Source organism: Acinetobacter amyesii (assembly GCF_002018365.1).
Classification (GTDB): domain Bacteria; phylum Pseudomonadota; class Gammaproteobacteria; order Pseudomonadales; family Moraxellaceae; genus Acinetobacter; species Acinetobacter amyesii.
On sequence record NZ_MVKX01000002.1, the window covers coordinates 38,402 to 52,445 of the forward strand.

The following is a 14,044-nucleotide window of genomic DNA, read 5'->3' on the forward strand; positions in this document are numbered from 1 at the left end:
CATCTTATAAGTTGAGACAAAGCCATAAAAATGAATAGGATATTCAAAATGCAATCTGGAGCGATTCGCCCACTCAATAACATGCTGCCACGTCAATTATTTAATGCAGAACATGATGCATTTCGTGAAACAGTACGAAAATTTTATGAAAAAGAAGTTGTACCCAATATCGAAAAATATGAAAAACAACAACATGTTGACCGTGACTTATGGAATAAAGCTGGTGCCATGGGCTTGCTTTGCCCGACCATGCCCGAAGCTTACGGTGGCTATGGTGTAGACCGACTCTATAGCATGATTCTGATTGAAGAGCAGGCCTATGCTATGGACTCCTCTACCGGCTTTTCACTGCACTCAGACATCGTGGCCAATTATATTCATAACTTTGGCAATGAAGAACAAAAGCTGCATTGGCTGCCGAAAATGGCATCTGGCGAAACCGTGACTGCCATTGCAATGACCGAACCGGGCACAGGTTCAGACCTACAAGCCGTACGCACGACAGCTACAGAAGATGGTGATGACTATATTATTAATGGGTCAAAAATCTTTATCACCAATGGCTATTTATGTGACATGGCGATTGTGGTCTGTAAAACAGGCAATAGTGAAAAAGGTTCAGCCAATTTATCGCTAATTATCGTCGAGGCAGATCGCGTCGGTTTTAGTAAAGGCAAACCTTTAAACAAAATTGGCATGAAAGGTCAGGATACCTGTGAACTGTTCTTTGACAATGTCCGCGTCCCTAAAAGCAACTTACTCGGCATGCAAGGTATGGGCTTTATGATGCTGATGAAGGAATTGGCATGGGAGCGCATGTTGGTTGCGATTATTTGCCAAGCCGGTGCAGAAGCAGCCTTTGCACACACTGTTCAATACACCAAAGAGCGTAAGGCATTTGGCAAAACGGTATCAAGTTTTCAAAACACCCGTTTTAAATTGGCAGAACTACGCACTGAAATCGATTTTTGTCGAGCTTATCTAGATCGCTGTATGGAACTACAACTTGATGAACAGCTCGGTATTGATGCTGCAGCCGCTGCTAAATACAAAATTTCAGAGATGTTTTCCAAAGTCGTGGATGAATGTCTGCAGTTGCATGGTGGCTATGGCTATATGCTTGAATATCCAATTGCACGGGCTTATATCGATAACCGCGCCAATCGTATCTATGCCGGTACCAATGAAATTATGAAAGAGCTAATTTCCCGCTCTTTATAACAACAAAGCCCATCATCAGATGGGCTTTTTACATTCTTTCGATATCAACTTAAATCATTCATGAAATCACAGATCAGTGCGGTGACCAATGCGGGTTGCTCTTTGTGCGGCATGTGATGAAGCCCATCCAAAATCTCTAGCTCCGCATCACCTTGAATCCCAGAAAAAAGTTTCTGAGCTTGTGCTGTCGTCCCGTATTCATCCAGTTCTCCATGAATAACCAAGCTCGGACACTGTACTTTTCCAACATAATGCTGGAGGTTCCATTGACGAAAACTTGGTGAAAGCCATGTTTCAGTCCAAGCATCCAAAACCCATTGAGCTTTATTCCCATGGTATTTAGCCAAACGTTCAAGCTGTCCCGGCTGCGCAAACCCTATTTTGGCTTCACGTATACCCGATAATGTCAGTTCTTCCACTTCATACTGTGCGGCTATGGTAATCAGACCTCGACATTGTTCAGCATATTCACTGGCAATCACGACAGACATTCCCCCACCGACACTATGTCCCATCACGATAAACTGTTGAATGGAATAATGTTGAAGAAGCGCCTTAAAGCCTTGCTGTGCTTCAGCATAGACAAAATCATTACTTAATAGATGAGGATTCGCTGATGATCGGCCAAAACCCAACCGATCATAGGCTATTACCGTTCTGCCAGACTCAGCAGCCAATTGCGCAGGAAAATCACGCCACAAATTCACACTCCCCAGTGAATCATGCATCAATATAATCGGGGCCAAAGTTGCAGCTTTATCTGCAGTTTCAGGCTACCAAACTTTGGTATATAGCTCAAAATTGTTTACTTTTATAAATTCTGAATGTACTTGAATATTCACATTAACCCTGTGTGCTTTTCCTTATTTTCAACATGATATATTTTTCAACAAATAATGCGCATCAAATAAAACCCTAAAGTCACACATCTAAAGCAAAAAAAAAGAGCATGATGCTCCTTTTTCTATAACTGACTTAAGAAACTAATCTGGGTTTAGCCGCTAGTTGATCAGACTTTTTTTCAAATTTCAGCACTCCATCTTCAAATGAAGCATGCTTTAATTCTTTACGATCTGCTAAATAGTTATTGCTGACTTTCCACGGTGCATGTTTACCCTGTTTTGGCATCACATCTACTGCACGTGCAATATAGCCTGAAGTCAAACTTCCCATCACGGTATCTTCTAACAACTCGGTCGCATCACCTTGTGGAATCACTTGGTTGTAACCATTTTGATCCATATAGTTAATCAATTTACAAATGTATTCAGAAGCAATATCGACTTTTAATGTCCATGAAGCATTAATATAGCCAATAATCATCGCCATATTTGGTACATCACTGACCATCACGCCACGGTACAGCATATGCTTAGAGGTATTCAGTGGCTGACCATCGATTGTGGCACTGATGCCGCCTAGAATTTGAATGTTGAGTCCTGTAGCTGAAATCACCACGTCCGCTTCTAAATGTTTACCTGATTTCAATTGAATGCCATTTTCAGTAAAACTTTCAATTTGATCGGTTTCAACAGATGCACGGCCTTCGCGTAAAATTTTAAACAAATCACCATCTGGCACCACACAAAGGCGCTGATCCCAAGGATTATAATCTGGGGTAAAGTGCTTCATATCCACTTTACCTTTCAACTGCAACTCAATTGATTTTAATAAAAATTTACGGAGTAATTTAGGTTGCTTTTGTGCAACAGCATAAACAGCCCGTTGGACACCGATATTTCGTGCACGGGTAAGTTTATAAGCAACATCTTCAGGTAATACTTTACGCATTTTGTCGTAAATGATGTCAATAGAAGGCACTGAGGCAATATAGGTCGGAGAGCGCTGTAGCATAGTCACATGCCCTGCACCGCCTTTTGCCATAGCTGGTACAAGGGTAATTGCTGTTGCGCCACTACCAATAATCACCACTTTTTTGCCTGCATAATTAAAATTTTCAGGCCAATGCTGTGGATGAATAAAAGTACCTTTGAAATTTTCCTGCCCTGCGAACTCAGGTTGGAAACCTTGGTCATAATTATAATAACCCGTACAGCCAAAGACGAAATTTGCAACCCAGGTTTGTTGTTTCTTCTTCGCATCTTCAATAACAACAGACCATTTACGAGTTTGTGAATCGTAGTTCGCACTCACAACGCGGTGCTGAAAATGAATTTTTTCTTTAATCTTATATTCATCAATCACTTCAGAAAGATAGCCTTTAATCGAAGGCCCGTCTGCAAGCACACTAGATTTTTTCCACGGCTTAAAATTAAAGCCAAAAGTTGACATGTCCGAATCAGAACGAATACCCGGATATTTAAAAAGATCCCATGTACCACCGAAACTTTCACGACGTTCAATAATTTCAAATGAACGATTTGGACAATTTTTTGAAAGATGCGCAGCCAAACCTACACCGGAGATCCCTGCACCTACAATGAGAATATCAACTTGTTTTTCCATGTTGTTCTTTTAACCTATCTTAGATTTATATTTATTAAATCACATTTTTGACAATGCACAATGTCAAGTTTAAGCAAAAGGCGATTTATTTTTATCTTTTAAGGACAAATTGAATTATTGTCTAACAATATACAGCCAACACAAAACTGCAGGCATTAAAAAAGGTCGGTTAAAAACCGACCTTTTTTAGAACAACGTACGCTGCTCTTCACGAAATTAGTTAACTTCGCGATCTACTAGCTCAACGTAAGCCATTGGTGCAGCATCACCTGCACGGAAGCCCGCTTTAAGAACACGTAGATAACCGCCGTTACGTTCTTTGTAACGAGGGCCAAGAACGGTAAATAATTTACCAACAGTTGCAGCTGAACGAGTACGAGCAAACGCTAAACGACGGTTTGCTACAGAATCGACTTTAGCTAAAGTGATTAAAGGCTCAGCAACACGACGTAATTCTTTTGCTTTAGGAACAGTAGTTTTAATTAACTCGTGTTCGAACAAAGAATTAGCCATGTTTTGGAACATCGCTTTACGATGACTGCTTGTACGGCCTAATTTCACACCACTATTACGATGACGCATGGTGATAGTCCTACTTAATTAACGGCTACGATAAGCAAAGCGATCGTCCATGCGGAGGCTAGCCGGTGGCCAGTTCTCTAAACGCATGCCCAATTGCAAGCCTTTCGATGCCAGAACATCTTTAATCTCAGTCAACGATTTTTTACCTAAGTTAGGAGTTTTAAGCAACTCAACTTCAGTACGTTGAACAAGATCGCCAATGTAGTAAATATTTTCTGCTTTCAAACAGTTAGCAGAACGAACAGTAAGCTCTAGATCATCTACTGGACGAAGCAAAATCGGATCAACTTCTTCACGAGGCTCTTGAGCAACTGGTGCTTGATCTTTCTGAAGATCAACAAAAATTGCAATTTGTTGTTGCAAGATTGTTGCCGCTTTGCGGATTGCTTCTTCAGGATCAACAGTACCGTTGGTTTCAAGATCAATGATCAATTTATCAAGGTCAGTACGTTGTTCTACACGAGCGTTTTCCACTGTGTAAGACACACGTTTGATTGGGCTGTAAGAAGCATCTAATTGTAAACGACCCACTGGGCGAGTTTCGCCTTCAGGGAAGCGTGAATCAGAAGTCTCATAACCACGACCTTGAGAAACTTTCAGGCGCATTTTTAATGAGCCAGAAGCACTTAAAGTACCGATCAAGTGTTCAGGGTTAACCACTTCAACATTGTGTGGTAAACGAAGGTCAGCAGCTGTAACGTCGCCAGGACCTTGTTTTTCCAATGTCAGATAAGCTTCATTTTGATCGAACAGCTTAATAGACAATCCTTTTAGGTTCAGCAAGAGCTCGACGATGTCCTGCTGCAAGCCTTCCAAAGTACTGTACTCGTGCTCGACACCTTCAATCTCTACTTCAACCACGGCTGCGCCAGGTAAAGAAGACAAAAGGATACGACGTAAAGCATTACCAAGAGTATGACCAAAGCCACGCTCTAATGGTTCTAGAATAACTTTTGCCGAGGTCCCGCTTGCCGCTTCGACCTTGATCGCTTGCGGAGTTAGAAACTCATTTGCAGTACGCGTCATTATTGCTACCTCAAGGATTATTTAGAATACAATTCTACAATCAAGCTTTCGTTGATTTCAGCAGGTAAATCAGAACGATCTGGTGCAGCTTTGAACGTACCTTCCAATTTAGAATGATCAATTTCAATCCAAGCTGGAATGCCACGTTGAGTCGCTAACTCAACTGCGTTTTTGATACGCAATTGTTGTTTAGCACCTTCGTGAACTGCAACAACGTCACCAGCTTTAACTTGGATAGACGCGATGTTAACACGACGACCATTTAAAGTGATTGAACGGTGAGATACAAGCTGACGAGCTTCTGCACGTGTAGAACCAAAACCCATGCGATAAACAACGTTATCTAGACGGCTTTCAAGAAGTTTCAACAAGTTTTCACCTGTTGCGCCTTTAACACGAGCAGCTTCTTTGTAGTAGTTACTAAATTGACGCTCTAAAACACCGTACATACGACGTACTTTTTGTTTTTCACGTAATTGTAGTGAGTACTCAGATTGTTTGCCGCCACGAGCGCCACCATGTTGGCCAGGTGCTTTAGCAGCTTTTTTTGTTTTGACGTCAAATGGTTTAACGCCAGATTTTAATTGCAGGTCTGTCCCTTCGCGGCGAGAGAGTTTGCATTTTGGACCAATATAACGAGCCATGAATGTTTCTCCTTACACGCGACGTTTTTTAGGTGGACGGCAACCGTTGTGCGGGATTGGCGTCACATCGGTAATGCTGTTAATTTTATAACCCACTGCACCTAAAGCACGAACCGCAGATTCACGACCTGGACCAGGACCTTTTACAAGGACGTCCAAGTTTTTCAAACCGTAATCTAAAGCAGCTTTACCAGCAACTTCAGCAGCTACCTGAGCAGCAAACGGAGTTGATTTACGTGATCCACGGAAGCCTTGTCCACCAGAGGTAGCCCAAGCCAGTGCATTACCTTGACGATCGGTAATAGTCACAATGGTGTTATTAAAAGAAGCGTGAATGTGTGCAACACCTTCAGAGACGGTACGAGTGACCTTCTTGCGTGTGCGAGTATCTTTAGCCATCTTTTAGCTTCCAGAAATCTTATTTCTTAATAGGTTTGCGCGGACCTTTACGGGTACGTGCGTTAGTTTTGGTGCGTTGACCACGGACAGGCAAGCTGCGACGATGACGAAGACCGCGGTAGCAGCCTAAATCCATTAAACGTTTAATGTTCATGGAAATTTCGCGACGTAAATCACCTTCGGTAGGAACCTTAGTAACTTCTGCACGAATCGCATCAAGCTGAGCGTCATCTAATTCACGAATTTTAGTTGTTGGTGCAATACCAGCAGCAGCTAAGATAGCTTTTGCAGTGTGGCGACCAATACCAAAAATGTACGTTAGAGAGATAACAGCATGCTTGTTATCCGGAATGTTTACACCGGCAATACGAGCCATTCAATTTTCTCCAAAAAGGCAGTTAAGATAATCAACCGCCCGACAAAATCTTTGAGGGGCGGATAATAACCTAATTAGCCTACTGAAATCAACAGGTCTTGATCAGATTAACCTTGACGCTGCTTATGACGAGGTTCTGCGCTGCAAATTACGCGAATAACCCCATTACGACGGATAACTTTACAGCTACCACAAATTTTCTTTACAGAAGCTTGAACTTTCATAATGAAACCTCTAAGTGCGCTTATCCTTTCGGATGAGCAGTCGTTTTACGCATTAACGATTGATTGTCATATTGATGCGATGTGAGATGAGCTTGGAGCTGAGCCATAAAGTCCATCACCACTACCACTACGATCAGTAAAGACGTACCACCTAAGCTAAATGGAATACCAAATGAGCTTTGTAGAATCATCGGCATTAAACAGATGATTGTGATATAAACCGCGCCAATAAAAGTCAAACGATTCAAAATATGATCTAAATAGCGTGCAGTTTGCTCACCAGGACGAATACCCGGTACATAAGCACCACTACGTTTTAAATTCTCTGACACTTCTTTCGGGCTAAATACTAGCGCAGTATAGAAGTAACAGAAGAAGATAATTAATGCACCAAATAGCACCAAATACATCGGTTGACCCGGCGACAATACGAGTGCCAAATCTTGTAGGCCACGTTTAATCACACCAGCATTTGGATCTGCACTGCCAACCCATTGACCTAAGCTCGCTGGGAACAATAGCAATGAGCTCGCAAAAATTGCAGGAATCACACCCGCCATATTAATTTTTAATGGCAAATGTGTTTGCTGAGCGGTAAATACACGACGACCTTGTTGTTTTTGAGCATAGTTTACCGGAATACGACGCTGCGCCTTCTCAATAAACACAATTGCTGCTAACACTGCAATAGACAGCAATGCAAAGATTGCAAGACCAATTAAACTTGATTGGCCATTATCTACTGAGGTTAAAGATTGCAGAACCAAGTTCGGCAAACCAGCAACGATACCAGCGAAGATGATCATGGAAATACCATTCCCTACTCCACGCTCAGTAATTTGCTCACCTAACCACATCAGGAACATTGTACCTGCAACCAAAGAAGTTACAGCAGGAACGTAAAAAGCAAGTCCACTAGTCAAAGTAATATTTTGACTAATCAGACCTGCACACATCCCAACGGCTTGCACAAGTGCAAGAAACAATGTGCCTTGTCGCGTATATTGATTGATCTTACGCTTACCTTGTTCGCCTTCTTTCTTTAAAGCTTCCAGCGAAGGAACAACCGTAGACATTAACTGCACGATAATCGATGCAGAGATATACGGCATAATCCCAAGAGCAAGAATTGACATACGCTCTAATGCACCACCTGAGAACATGTTAAACAAACCAAGGATCGTACCTTGGTTTGCATTAAACAGATTCTCTAGTGCGGCATTGTTAATGCCCGGTACTGGAATATGTGCTCCCAGTCGAAAAACCAACAACGCCCCGATGAGGAACATCATACGGCGAATAATTTCACGATATTTCACATGAAAAGGTTGGCCTTTCATCATGTTAACATGACCTGTCGAACTAGGAGTCATAGACACTGGGGATTACTCCTCGACTTTACCGCCAGCAGCTTCAACAGCAGCTTTAGCGCCTTTAGTCAATGCAACACCTTGAACAGTGAACGCACGAGTAATTTCACCAGAAAGTACGATACGTGCACGTAACATATCTTTACGTACAACGTTAGCAGCTTTTAAAGTCTCAAGAGACACGATGTCGCCTTCAACTTTAGCAAGTTCTGATAAACGTACTTCAGCAGTTTTCAAAGCCATTTGGCTAGTGAAACCGAATTTAGGTAAACGACGATATAACGCAGTTTGACCACCTTCGAAACCAGGACGTGTACCACCGCTCTTACGTGAGTTTTGACCTTTGACACCACGGCCACCAGTCTTACCAACGCCAGAACCGATACCACGGCCTAAACGAAGGTTGTCACGCTTAGCACCTTCTGCAGGTGCAATTGTATTTAAACGCAGAGTCATGGCTTATTCCTCTACACTAACCATATAGTAAACTTGGTTGATCATACCACGGTTAGAAGGCGTATCTTGCACTTCAACTGTATGACCAATACGACGCAGACCTAAACCTTTAAGGCTAAGCTTGTGATTTTTCAAGCGGTGCGATGAAGATTTAGTCTGGGTAACTTTAATCGTTTTCATGATTGATTACCCTTGAATTTGTGCTACTGATAAACCACGTTTCGCAGCAACTTTCTCAGGAGAAGTCATATCACGCAAACCGTTAAAAGTTGCGTTTACTACGTTAGCAGCGTTAGTAGAACCATAACACTTAGTTAATACGTTACGTACACCTACAGCTTCTAAAACTGCACGCATAGCGCCACCAGCAATTACACCAGTACCTTCAGAAGCAGGTTGCATGTAAACGCGGCTTGCACCGTGACGAGCATTGATAGGGTGCTGAACAGTACCGTCAACAAGGTCAACAGTAATCATGTTGCGACGAGCAGCTTCAAGTGCTTTAGAAATAGCAGCTGGAACTTCACGTGCTTTACCACGACCAAAACCTACGCGACCATTACCATCACCCACAACAGTTAATGCTGTGAAAGAGAAGATACGACCACCCTTAACAACTTTGGCTACACGATCAACGGCAACCAGCTTTTCAACAAGACCTTCGTTTTGTTCAACTTTAGCCATGATTAGAACTCCAAGCCGTTTTCACGAGCAGCATCAGCCAAGGCTTTGATACGACCATGATATTTGAAACCAGAACGGTCAAATGCAACTTTAGTTACACCAGCCGCTTTAGCACGTTCTGCAATTAAAGCACCAACTTTCTGAGCCGATTCAACGTTACCAGTAGTACCAGCACGTAGAGTAGCGTCTAAAGTAGAAGCTTGCGCTAATACTTTTCCACCATCTGCAGAGATAACTTGAGCATAGATGTGACGCGGAGTGCGGTTTACACACAAACGAGTCGCACCCAATGCACGGATGTGCAAGCGTGTGCTTTTCGCACGACGCAAACGGGATTGTTTCTTTTCGTTCATAAGAACCTCGCGCCTTATTTCTTCTTAGCTTCTTTACGAAGTACAACTTCGTCAGAATAACGAACACCTTTACCTTTATAAGGCTCTGGCGGACGGTAACCACGGATTTCTGCAGCAACTTGACCTAATTTAGCTTTATCAGCTGATTTAAGTACAATTTCAGTTGCAGTAGGAGTTTCTGCAGTTACACCTTCAGGAAGGTTGTAGTCGATCGGGTGAGAGAAACCAAGGTTAAGGTTAACAATGTTACCTTTAACCGCAGCTTTATAACCAACACCGATAAGCTGTAACTTACGTTCGAAACCTTCGTTAACACCTTTTACAAGGTTGTTAAGCACAGCGCGAGCAGTACCAGCTTGCATCCAAGCATCTTTAGATTCAGCTTTAGGAGCAATAACTAGAGTACCGTCTTCCTGTTTTAGCTCGACCAGCGCATGCAGGTTGAAAGACAATGTACCTTTGCTGCCTTTCACTTCGACCTGCCGGCCGTTCTGAGTAACTGTAACACCGTTAGGTACAGTTACTGGGGCTTTAGCCACACGAGACATGAGGAATCACCTATTAAGAAACAAAAGCAATAACTTCACCACCGATACCTGCAGCACGTGCAGCGCGATCAGTCATGATGCCTTTGCTTGTAGAAACAATTGCAATACCTAAACCTTGCTTAACGCTAGGAAGTGCATCTTTACCGCGATATTGACGTAGACCAGGACGGCTTACGCGTTTCACAGTATCGATAACTGGTTTGCCTTCGAAATATTTTAAAGTAATCGTTAAAGTCGCTTTGCCTTCATTGTCAGCAACAGCTACATCAGCGATATAACCTTCTTGTTGAAGTACGTTAGCAATCGCAACTTTCAACTTTGAGTTTGGCATAGAAACAGTTTGTTTCTTTGCCATTTGTGCGTTACGAACACGTGTTAGCATGTCGGCAACGGTATCTTGCATACTCATTTATAGTGCTCCTTACCAGCTTGCCTTAACAACGCCCGGTACATCACCTTGCATTACTGTTTCACGTAATTTGTTACGGCTTAAACCGAACTTACGGAAGTAACCATGAGGACGACCAGTTAAACCACAACGGTTACGTAGACGTACTGGAGACGCATTACGTGGTAATGCTTGAAATTTCATCATCGCTTCGAAACGTTCTTCGTCTGATGCATTTACGTTTGCGATAATTGCTTTTAATTCAGCACGTTTCGCAGCGTATTTAGCAACAGTAGCTTCGCGTTTCAATTCGCGATTAATCATACCTTTCTTAGCCATATCGACCTCTTATTTGAACGGGAAGCCGAATGCACGCATAAGCGCACGGCCTTCGTCATCGGTGCGAGCAGTCGTAGTGATGGTAATGTCCATACCACGAATACGATCAATCTTATCAAAATCGATTTCAGGGAACATGATTTGTTCCTTAAGACCCATTGAGTAGTTACCACGACCATCGAATGATTTCGCAGAGAAACCACGGAAGTCACGGATACGAGGGATCGCGATAGAGATCAAACGGTCTAAGAATTCGTACATACGTTCGCCGCGTAAAGTAACTTTACAGCCGATCGGCCAACCATCACGGATTTTGAAACCAGCGATAGATTTACGAGCTAAAGTAAGTACTGGTTTTTGACCAGCAATTGCTTGCATATCAGAAAGAGCGCCATCTAACAATTTCTTGTCAGCTGATGCAGCACCAACACCCATGTTGATGGTGATTTTTGTAATGCGAGGAATATCCATCACATTCTTAACGCCCAATGTTTCTTTTAATTGAGCCTTAAGTTCGTCGTTGTAACGCGTTTTAAGTCTGGCCATTGCCTAGTCAACCTATTACTTCGCTACCGCCACTGATTCACCATTAGATTTGAATACGCGAGTTTTCACGCCTTCAATCACTTGGTAACCAACACGGTCAGCCTTTTGGGTTGTAGCATTAAAAATTGCCACGTTAGAGATATGAAGCTCAGCTTCTTGAGTTACGATGCCGCCTTCAGCGCCAGTAGCTCGGTTAGGCTTTTGATGCTTCGTTACCAAGTTAAGGCCTTCAACCTTAACACGGTCATTTGAAACAGACAAAACAGTACCTTGTTTGCCTTTTTCTTTACCTGCGATCACAATTACTTGATCGCCCTTTTTAATCTTAGCCATGAGTGCCTCTTATAGAACTTCAGGAGCCAATGAAATAATTTTCATGAACTGTTCAGTACGAAGTTCACGAGTCACTGGTCCGAAAATACGAGTTGCAATCGGCGCTTTGTTGTTGTTCAAAATAACAGCTGCGTTATCGTCGAAACGAATAACTGAACCATCTGCACGACGGATGCCGAATTTTGTACGTACAACTACAGCATTCATCACGTCACCTTTTTTAACACGTGCGCGTGGAATAGCTTCTTTTACAGTAACTTTAATAATGTCGCCAACAGAAGCATAACGACGATGTGAACCACCAAGTACTTTAATACATTGTACGCGGCGAGCACCACTGTTGTCTGCTACGTCGAGCATACTTTCGGTTTGAATCATTGCCCTACTCCAAAACCGAGCATCACCGGTCGCAATTTCGAAAGGCTCAAAGAGTACTCGAAATTGACCGATGATGCAAGAACGTTTAATTACTCAGCAGCAGCTTCAACAACTTCAACTAAAGTCCAAGACTTAGTTTTAGAAATTGGGCGGCTTTCTTTGATGCTTACTACGTCGCCAACTTTAGCAACATTGTTTTCATCATGAGCGTGTAATTTAGTTGAACGGCGGATTGATTTGCCATACAACGGGTGTTGAACGCGGCGTTCGATAAGAACAACGATAGACTTGTCCATCTTGTCGCTAACTACTTTACCGGTTAACGTGCGAACTGTTTGTTCACTCATTGTCCGTTCCCCTGTTTTTCGGTTAGGAGTGTCTTAATACGAGCAATAGTTTTACGAGTAAGCGCAACTTCGTGCGATTTACCCAATTGACCAGTTGCTTTCGCCATACGAAGACGGAATTGGTTAAGCTGTTGCTCATCAAGCAAAGCTGTCAACTCTTCTACCGACTTTTCACGTAGATCATTAGTTTTCATTACATTACCGTCCGAGTCACGATAGTGGTTTTAAACGGAAGTTTTGCAGCAGCAAGCGTAAATGCTTCGCGAGCAAGTTCTTCGTTAACACCATCAATTTCGTACAAGACTTTACCTGGTTTGATTTGGCAAACCCAGTATTCCACAGAACCTTTACCTTTACCCATACGAACTTCTAATGGTTTTTCAGTAATTGGTTTGTCTGGGAAAACACGGATAAAGATCTTACCACCACGTTTAATACGACGGCTGATTGTACGACGCGCTGCTTCAATTTGACGTGCAGTCATTTGACCACGTTCAATTGATTTAAGTGCAATAGTACCAAAAGATACTGAGCTACCGCGATGTGCTAGACCAGTGTTACGGCCTTTTTGCACTTTACGGAATTTAGTACGTTTAGGTTGTAACATGGATTATTCTCCTTTTTCAGCAGAACGATCATTGCGACGACCACGACGCTCTTGACCTTCACCACGACCACGACCACGTTTAGCTGGACGTTCTTCAGCTGGAGCTGGGTTCATGACTTGTTTCATGCCGCCCAAGATCTCACCACGGAAGATCCATACTTTAACGCCGATCGTACCGTAAGTAGTCTCAGCACGCATAGTAGCATAGTCGATGTCAGCACGAAGAGTATGAAGAGGTACACGACCTTCACGATACCATTCAGTACGAGCAATCTCAGCACCACCTAGACGGCCTGAAACTTCTACTTTGATACCTTTAGCACCAGCACGCATAGAGTTTTGAACCGCACGCTTCATAGCACGACGGAACATTACACGTTTTTCTAATTGAGAAGCGATTGCTTCAGCAACTAAACGAGCGTCTAAATCTGGGCGATCGATTTCGTTGATACTTACTTGCGCAGGAACACCCATAATGGCTGTTAATTCGCGTTGTAATTTCTCAATGTCTTCGCCTTTTTTACCGATCACGATACCAGGACGTGCAGTGCTAATAGTTACTTTAGCTGCGCCTGTAGGGCGTTCGATAAGAATATTGCTTACCATCGCATTCTTAAGTTTTTTAGTTAAAAACTCACGAACTTGAAGATCTTTTAGCAAATATTCAGCATATTGTTTCGGATTCGCATACCAGTTAGCGTTATGACGTTTCACAACACCTAGGCGGATACCGATTGGATGAACCTTCTGACCCATA

General features: G+C 42.7%; 23 protein-coding genes and 1 pseudogene. 1 reads left to right on the forward strand and 23 read right to left on the reverse strand.

Annotation, left to right across the window (positions count from 1 at the left end; genetic code table 11):
• Positions 1 to 48: 48 nt before the first annotated feature.
• Positions 49 to 1,221 (forward strand): acyl-CoA dehydrogenase family protein, encoded by a 1,173-nt coding sequence (locus B1202_RS03755; RefSeq protein WP_078189265.1) that lies wholly within the window; start codon positions 49 to 51, stop codon positions 1,219 to 1,221.
• Between the two features lie 44 nt (positions 1,222 to 1,265).
• Here B1202_RS03755 and B1202_RS03760 read toward each other — a convergent pair whose 3' ends face one another.
• The 23 genes and pseudogenes from B1202_RS03760 to rpsC form a co-directional block, all read right to left on the reverse strand.
• Positions 1,266 to 1,949: an alpha/beta fold hydrolase gene (locus B1202_RS03760; RefSeq protein ID WP_078189266.1), complete on the reverse strand. Its 684-nt coding sequence runs from the start codon at positions 1,947 to 1,949 to the stop codon at positions 1,266 to 1,268.
• 247 nt (positions 1,950 to 2,196) lie between these two features.
• Complete coding sequence (locus tag B1202_RS03765; RefSeq protein ID WP_078189267.1) at positions 2,197 to 3,687, reverse strand: flavin-containing monooxygenase; 1,491 nt, start codon at positions 3,685 to 3,687, stop codon at positions 2,197 to 2,199.
• 216 nt (positions 3,688 to 3,903) lie between these two features.
• Positions 3,904 to 4,269 carry a 50S ribosomal protein L17 gene (rplQ, locus tag B1202_RS03770; protein ID WP_005012953.1) on the reverse strand — a complete coding sequence of 122 codons (366 nt, stop codon included), beginning with the start codon at positions 4,267 to 4,269 and terminating at the stop codon, positions 3,904 to 3,906.
• A gap of 18 nt (positions 4,270 to 4,287) precedes the next feature.
• Positions 4,288 to 5,295, reverse strand: a complete 1,008-nt coding sequence (locus B1202_RS03775; protein ID WP_004650465.1) for a DNA-directed RNA polymerase subunit alpha — start codon at positions 5,293 to 5,295, stop codon at positions 4,288 to 4,290.
• 17 nt (positions 5,296 to 5,312) lie between these two features.
• Positions 5,313 to 5,939 carry a 30S ribosomal protein S4 gene (gene rpsD / locus B1202_RS03780; protein ID WP_078189268.1) on the reverse strand — a complete coding sequence of 209 codons (627 nt, stop codon included), beginning with the start codon at positions 5,937 to 5,939 and terminating at the stop codon, positions 5,313 to 5,315.
• Positions 5,940 to 5,951: 12 nt separating this feature from the next.
• Complete coding sequence (gene rpsK / locus B1202_RS03785; RefSeq protein WP_001040166.1) at positions 5,952 to 6,338, reverse strand: 30S ribosomal protein S11; 387 nt, start codon at positions 6,336 to 6,338, stop codon at positions 5,952 to 5,954.
• A gap of 19 nt (positions 6,339 to 6,357) precedes the next feature.
• Positions 6,358 to 6,714 (reverse strand): 30S ribosomal protein S13, encoded by a 357-nt coding sequence (gene rpsM / locus B1202_RS03790; protein ID WP_078189269.1) that lies wholly within the window; start codon positions 6,712 to 6,714, stop codon positions 6,358 to 6,360.
• A 107-nt stretch (positions 6,715 to 6,821) separates the two neighbouring features.
• Positions 6,822 to 6,938 (reverse strand): 50S ribosomal protein L36, encoded by a 117-nt coding sequence (gene rpmJ / locus B1202_RS03795; protein WP_000867907.1) that lies wholly within the window; start codon positions 6,936 to 6,938, stop codon positions 6,822 to 6,824.
• Positions 6,939 to 6,958: 20 nt separating this feature from the next.
• Positions 6,959 to 8,278 carry a preprotein translocase subunit SecY gene (gene secY / locus B1202_RS03800; RefSeq protein ID WP_171262591.1) on the reverse strand — a complete coding sequence of 440 codons (1,320 nt, stop codon included), beginning with the start codon at positions 8,276 to 8,278 and terminating at the stop codon, positions 6,959 to 6,961.
• Between the two features lie 45 nt (positions 8,279 to 8,323).
• Positions 8,324 to 8,764 carry a 50S ribosomal protein L15 gene (gene rplO / locus B1202_RS03805; protein WP_078189271.1) on the reverse strand — a complete coding sequence of 147 codons (441 nt, stop codon included), beginning with the start codon at positions 8,762 to 8,764 and terminating at the stop codon, positions 8,324 to 8,326.
• Between the two features lie 3 nt (positions 8,765 to 8,767).
• A complete protein-coding gene (gene rpmD, locus B1202_RS03810; RefSeq protein WP_005012961.1) occupies positions 8,768 to 8,944 on the reverse strand; it encodes a 50S ribosomal protein L30 in 177 nt (58 codons plus the stop codon).
• Between the two features lie 6 nt (positions 8,945 to 8,950).
• On the reverse strand, positions 8,951 to 9,448 hold the full coding sequence (gene rpsE / locus B1202_RS03815) for a 30S ribosomal protein S5 (RefSeq protein ID WP_067762902.1): 498 nt from the start codon (positions 9,446 to 9,448) through the stop codon (positions 8,951 to 8,953).
• A gap of 2 nt (positions 9,449 to 9,450) precedes the next feature.
• Positions 9,451 to 9,801, reverse strand: a complete 351-nt coding sequence (rplR, locus tag B1202_RS03820; RefSeq protein ID WP_067762903.1) for a 50S ribosomal protein L18 — start codon at positions 9,799 to 9,801, stop codon at positions 9,451 to 9,453.
• A 14-nt stretch (positions 9,802 to 9,815) separates the two neighbouring features.
• A complete protein-coding gene (gene rplF, locus B1202_RS03825; protein ID WP_078189272.1) occupies positions 9,816 to 10,349 on the reverse strand; it encodes a 50S ribosomal protein L6 in 534 nt (177 codons plus the stop codon).
• 13 nt (positions 10,350 to 10,362) lie between these two features.
• A complete protein-coding gene (gene rpsH / locus B1202_RS03830; protein WP_078189273.1) occupies positions 10,363 to 10,758 on the reverse strand; it encodes a 30S ribosomal protein S8 in 396 nt (131 codons plus the stop codon).
• A 12-nt stretch (positions 10,759 to 10,770) separates the two neighbouring features.
• Positions 10,771 to 11,076 carry a 30S ribosomal protein S14 gene (rpsN, locus tag B1202_RS03835; protein WP_067762906.1) on the reverse strand — a complete coding sequence of 102 codons (306 nt, stop codon included), beginning with the start codon at positions 11,074 to 11,076 and terminating at the stop codon, positions 10,771 to 10,773.
• 9 nt (positions 11,077 to 11,085) lie between these two features.
• Entirely contained in the window at positions 11,086 to 11,622 is a 537-nt protein-coding gene (gene rplE / locus B1202_RS03840) for a 50S ribosomal protein L5 (protein WP_067762907.1), read from the reverse strand.
• A gap of 15 nt (positions 11,623 to 11,637) precedes the next feature.
• Positions 11,638 to 11,955: a 50S ribosomal protein L24 gene (gene rplX / locus B1202_RS03845; RefSeq protein ID WP_078189274.1), complete on the reverse strand. Its 318-nt coding sequence runs from the start codon at positions 11,953 to 11,955 to the stop codon at positions 11,638 to 11,640.
• A gap of 9 nt (positions 11,956 to 11,964) precedes the next feature.
• The gene (gene rplN / locus B1202_RS03850; RefSeq protein WP_005012978.1) at positions 11,965 to 12,333 is read right to left on the reverse strand and encodes a 50S ribosomal protein L14; all 369 of its coding nucleotides are present in this window, start codon (positions 12,331 to 12,333) and stop codon (positions 11,965 to 11,967) included.
• Positions 12,334 to 12,422: 89 nt separating this feature from the next.
• Positions 12,423 to 12,680 carry a 30S ribosomal protein S17 gene (rpsQ, locus tag B1202_RS03855; protein ID WP_078189275.1) on the reverse strand — a complete coding sequence of 86 codons (258 nt, stop codon included), beginning with the start codon at positions 12,678 to 12,680 and terminating at the stop codon, positions 12,423 to 12,425.
• Positions 12,677 to 12,874: a 50S ribosomal protein L29 gene (rpmC, locus tag B1202_RS03860; protein ID WP_005012982.1), complete on the reverse strand. Its 198-nt coding sequence runs from the start codon at positions 12,872 to 12,874 to the stop codon at positions 12,677 to 12,679. Before rpmC ends, rpsQ begins: the two co-directional genes overlap by 4 nt.
• Entirely contained in the window at positions 12,874 to 13,287 is a 414-nt protein-coding gene (gene rplP, locus B1202_RS03865) for a 50S ribosomal protein L16 (RefSeq protein ID WP_078189276.1), read from the reverse strand. The genes rpmC and rplP overlap by 1 nt, the downstream gene beginning before the upstream one ends.
• Positions 13,227 to 14,043, reverse strand: a pseudogene (gene rpsC / locus B1202_RS03870) (30S ribosomal protein S3). Before rpsC ends, rplP begins: the two are co-directional and overlap by 61 nt.
• Between the last annotated feature and the right edge of the window lies 1 nt (position 14,044).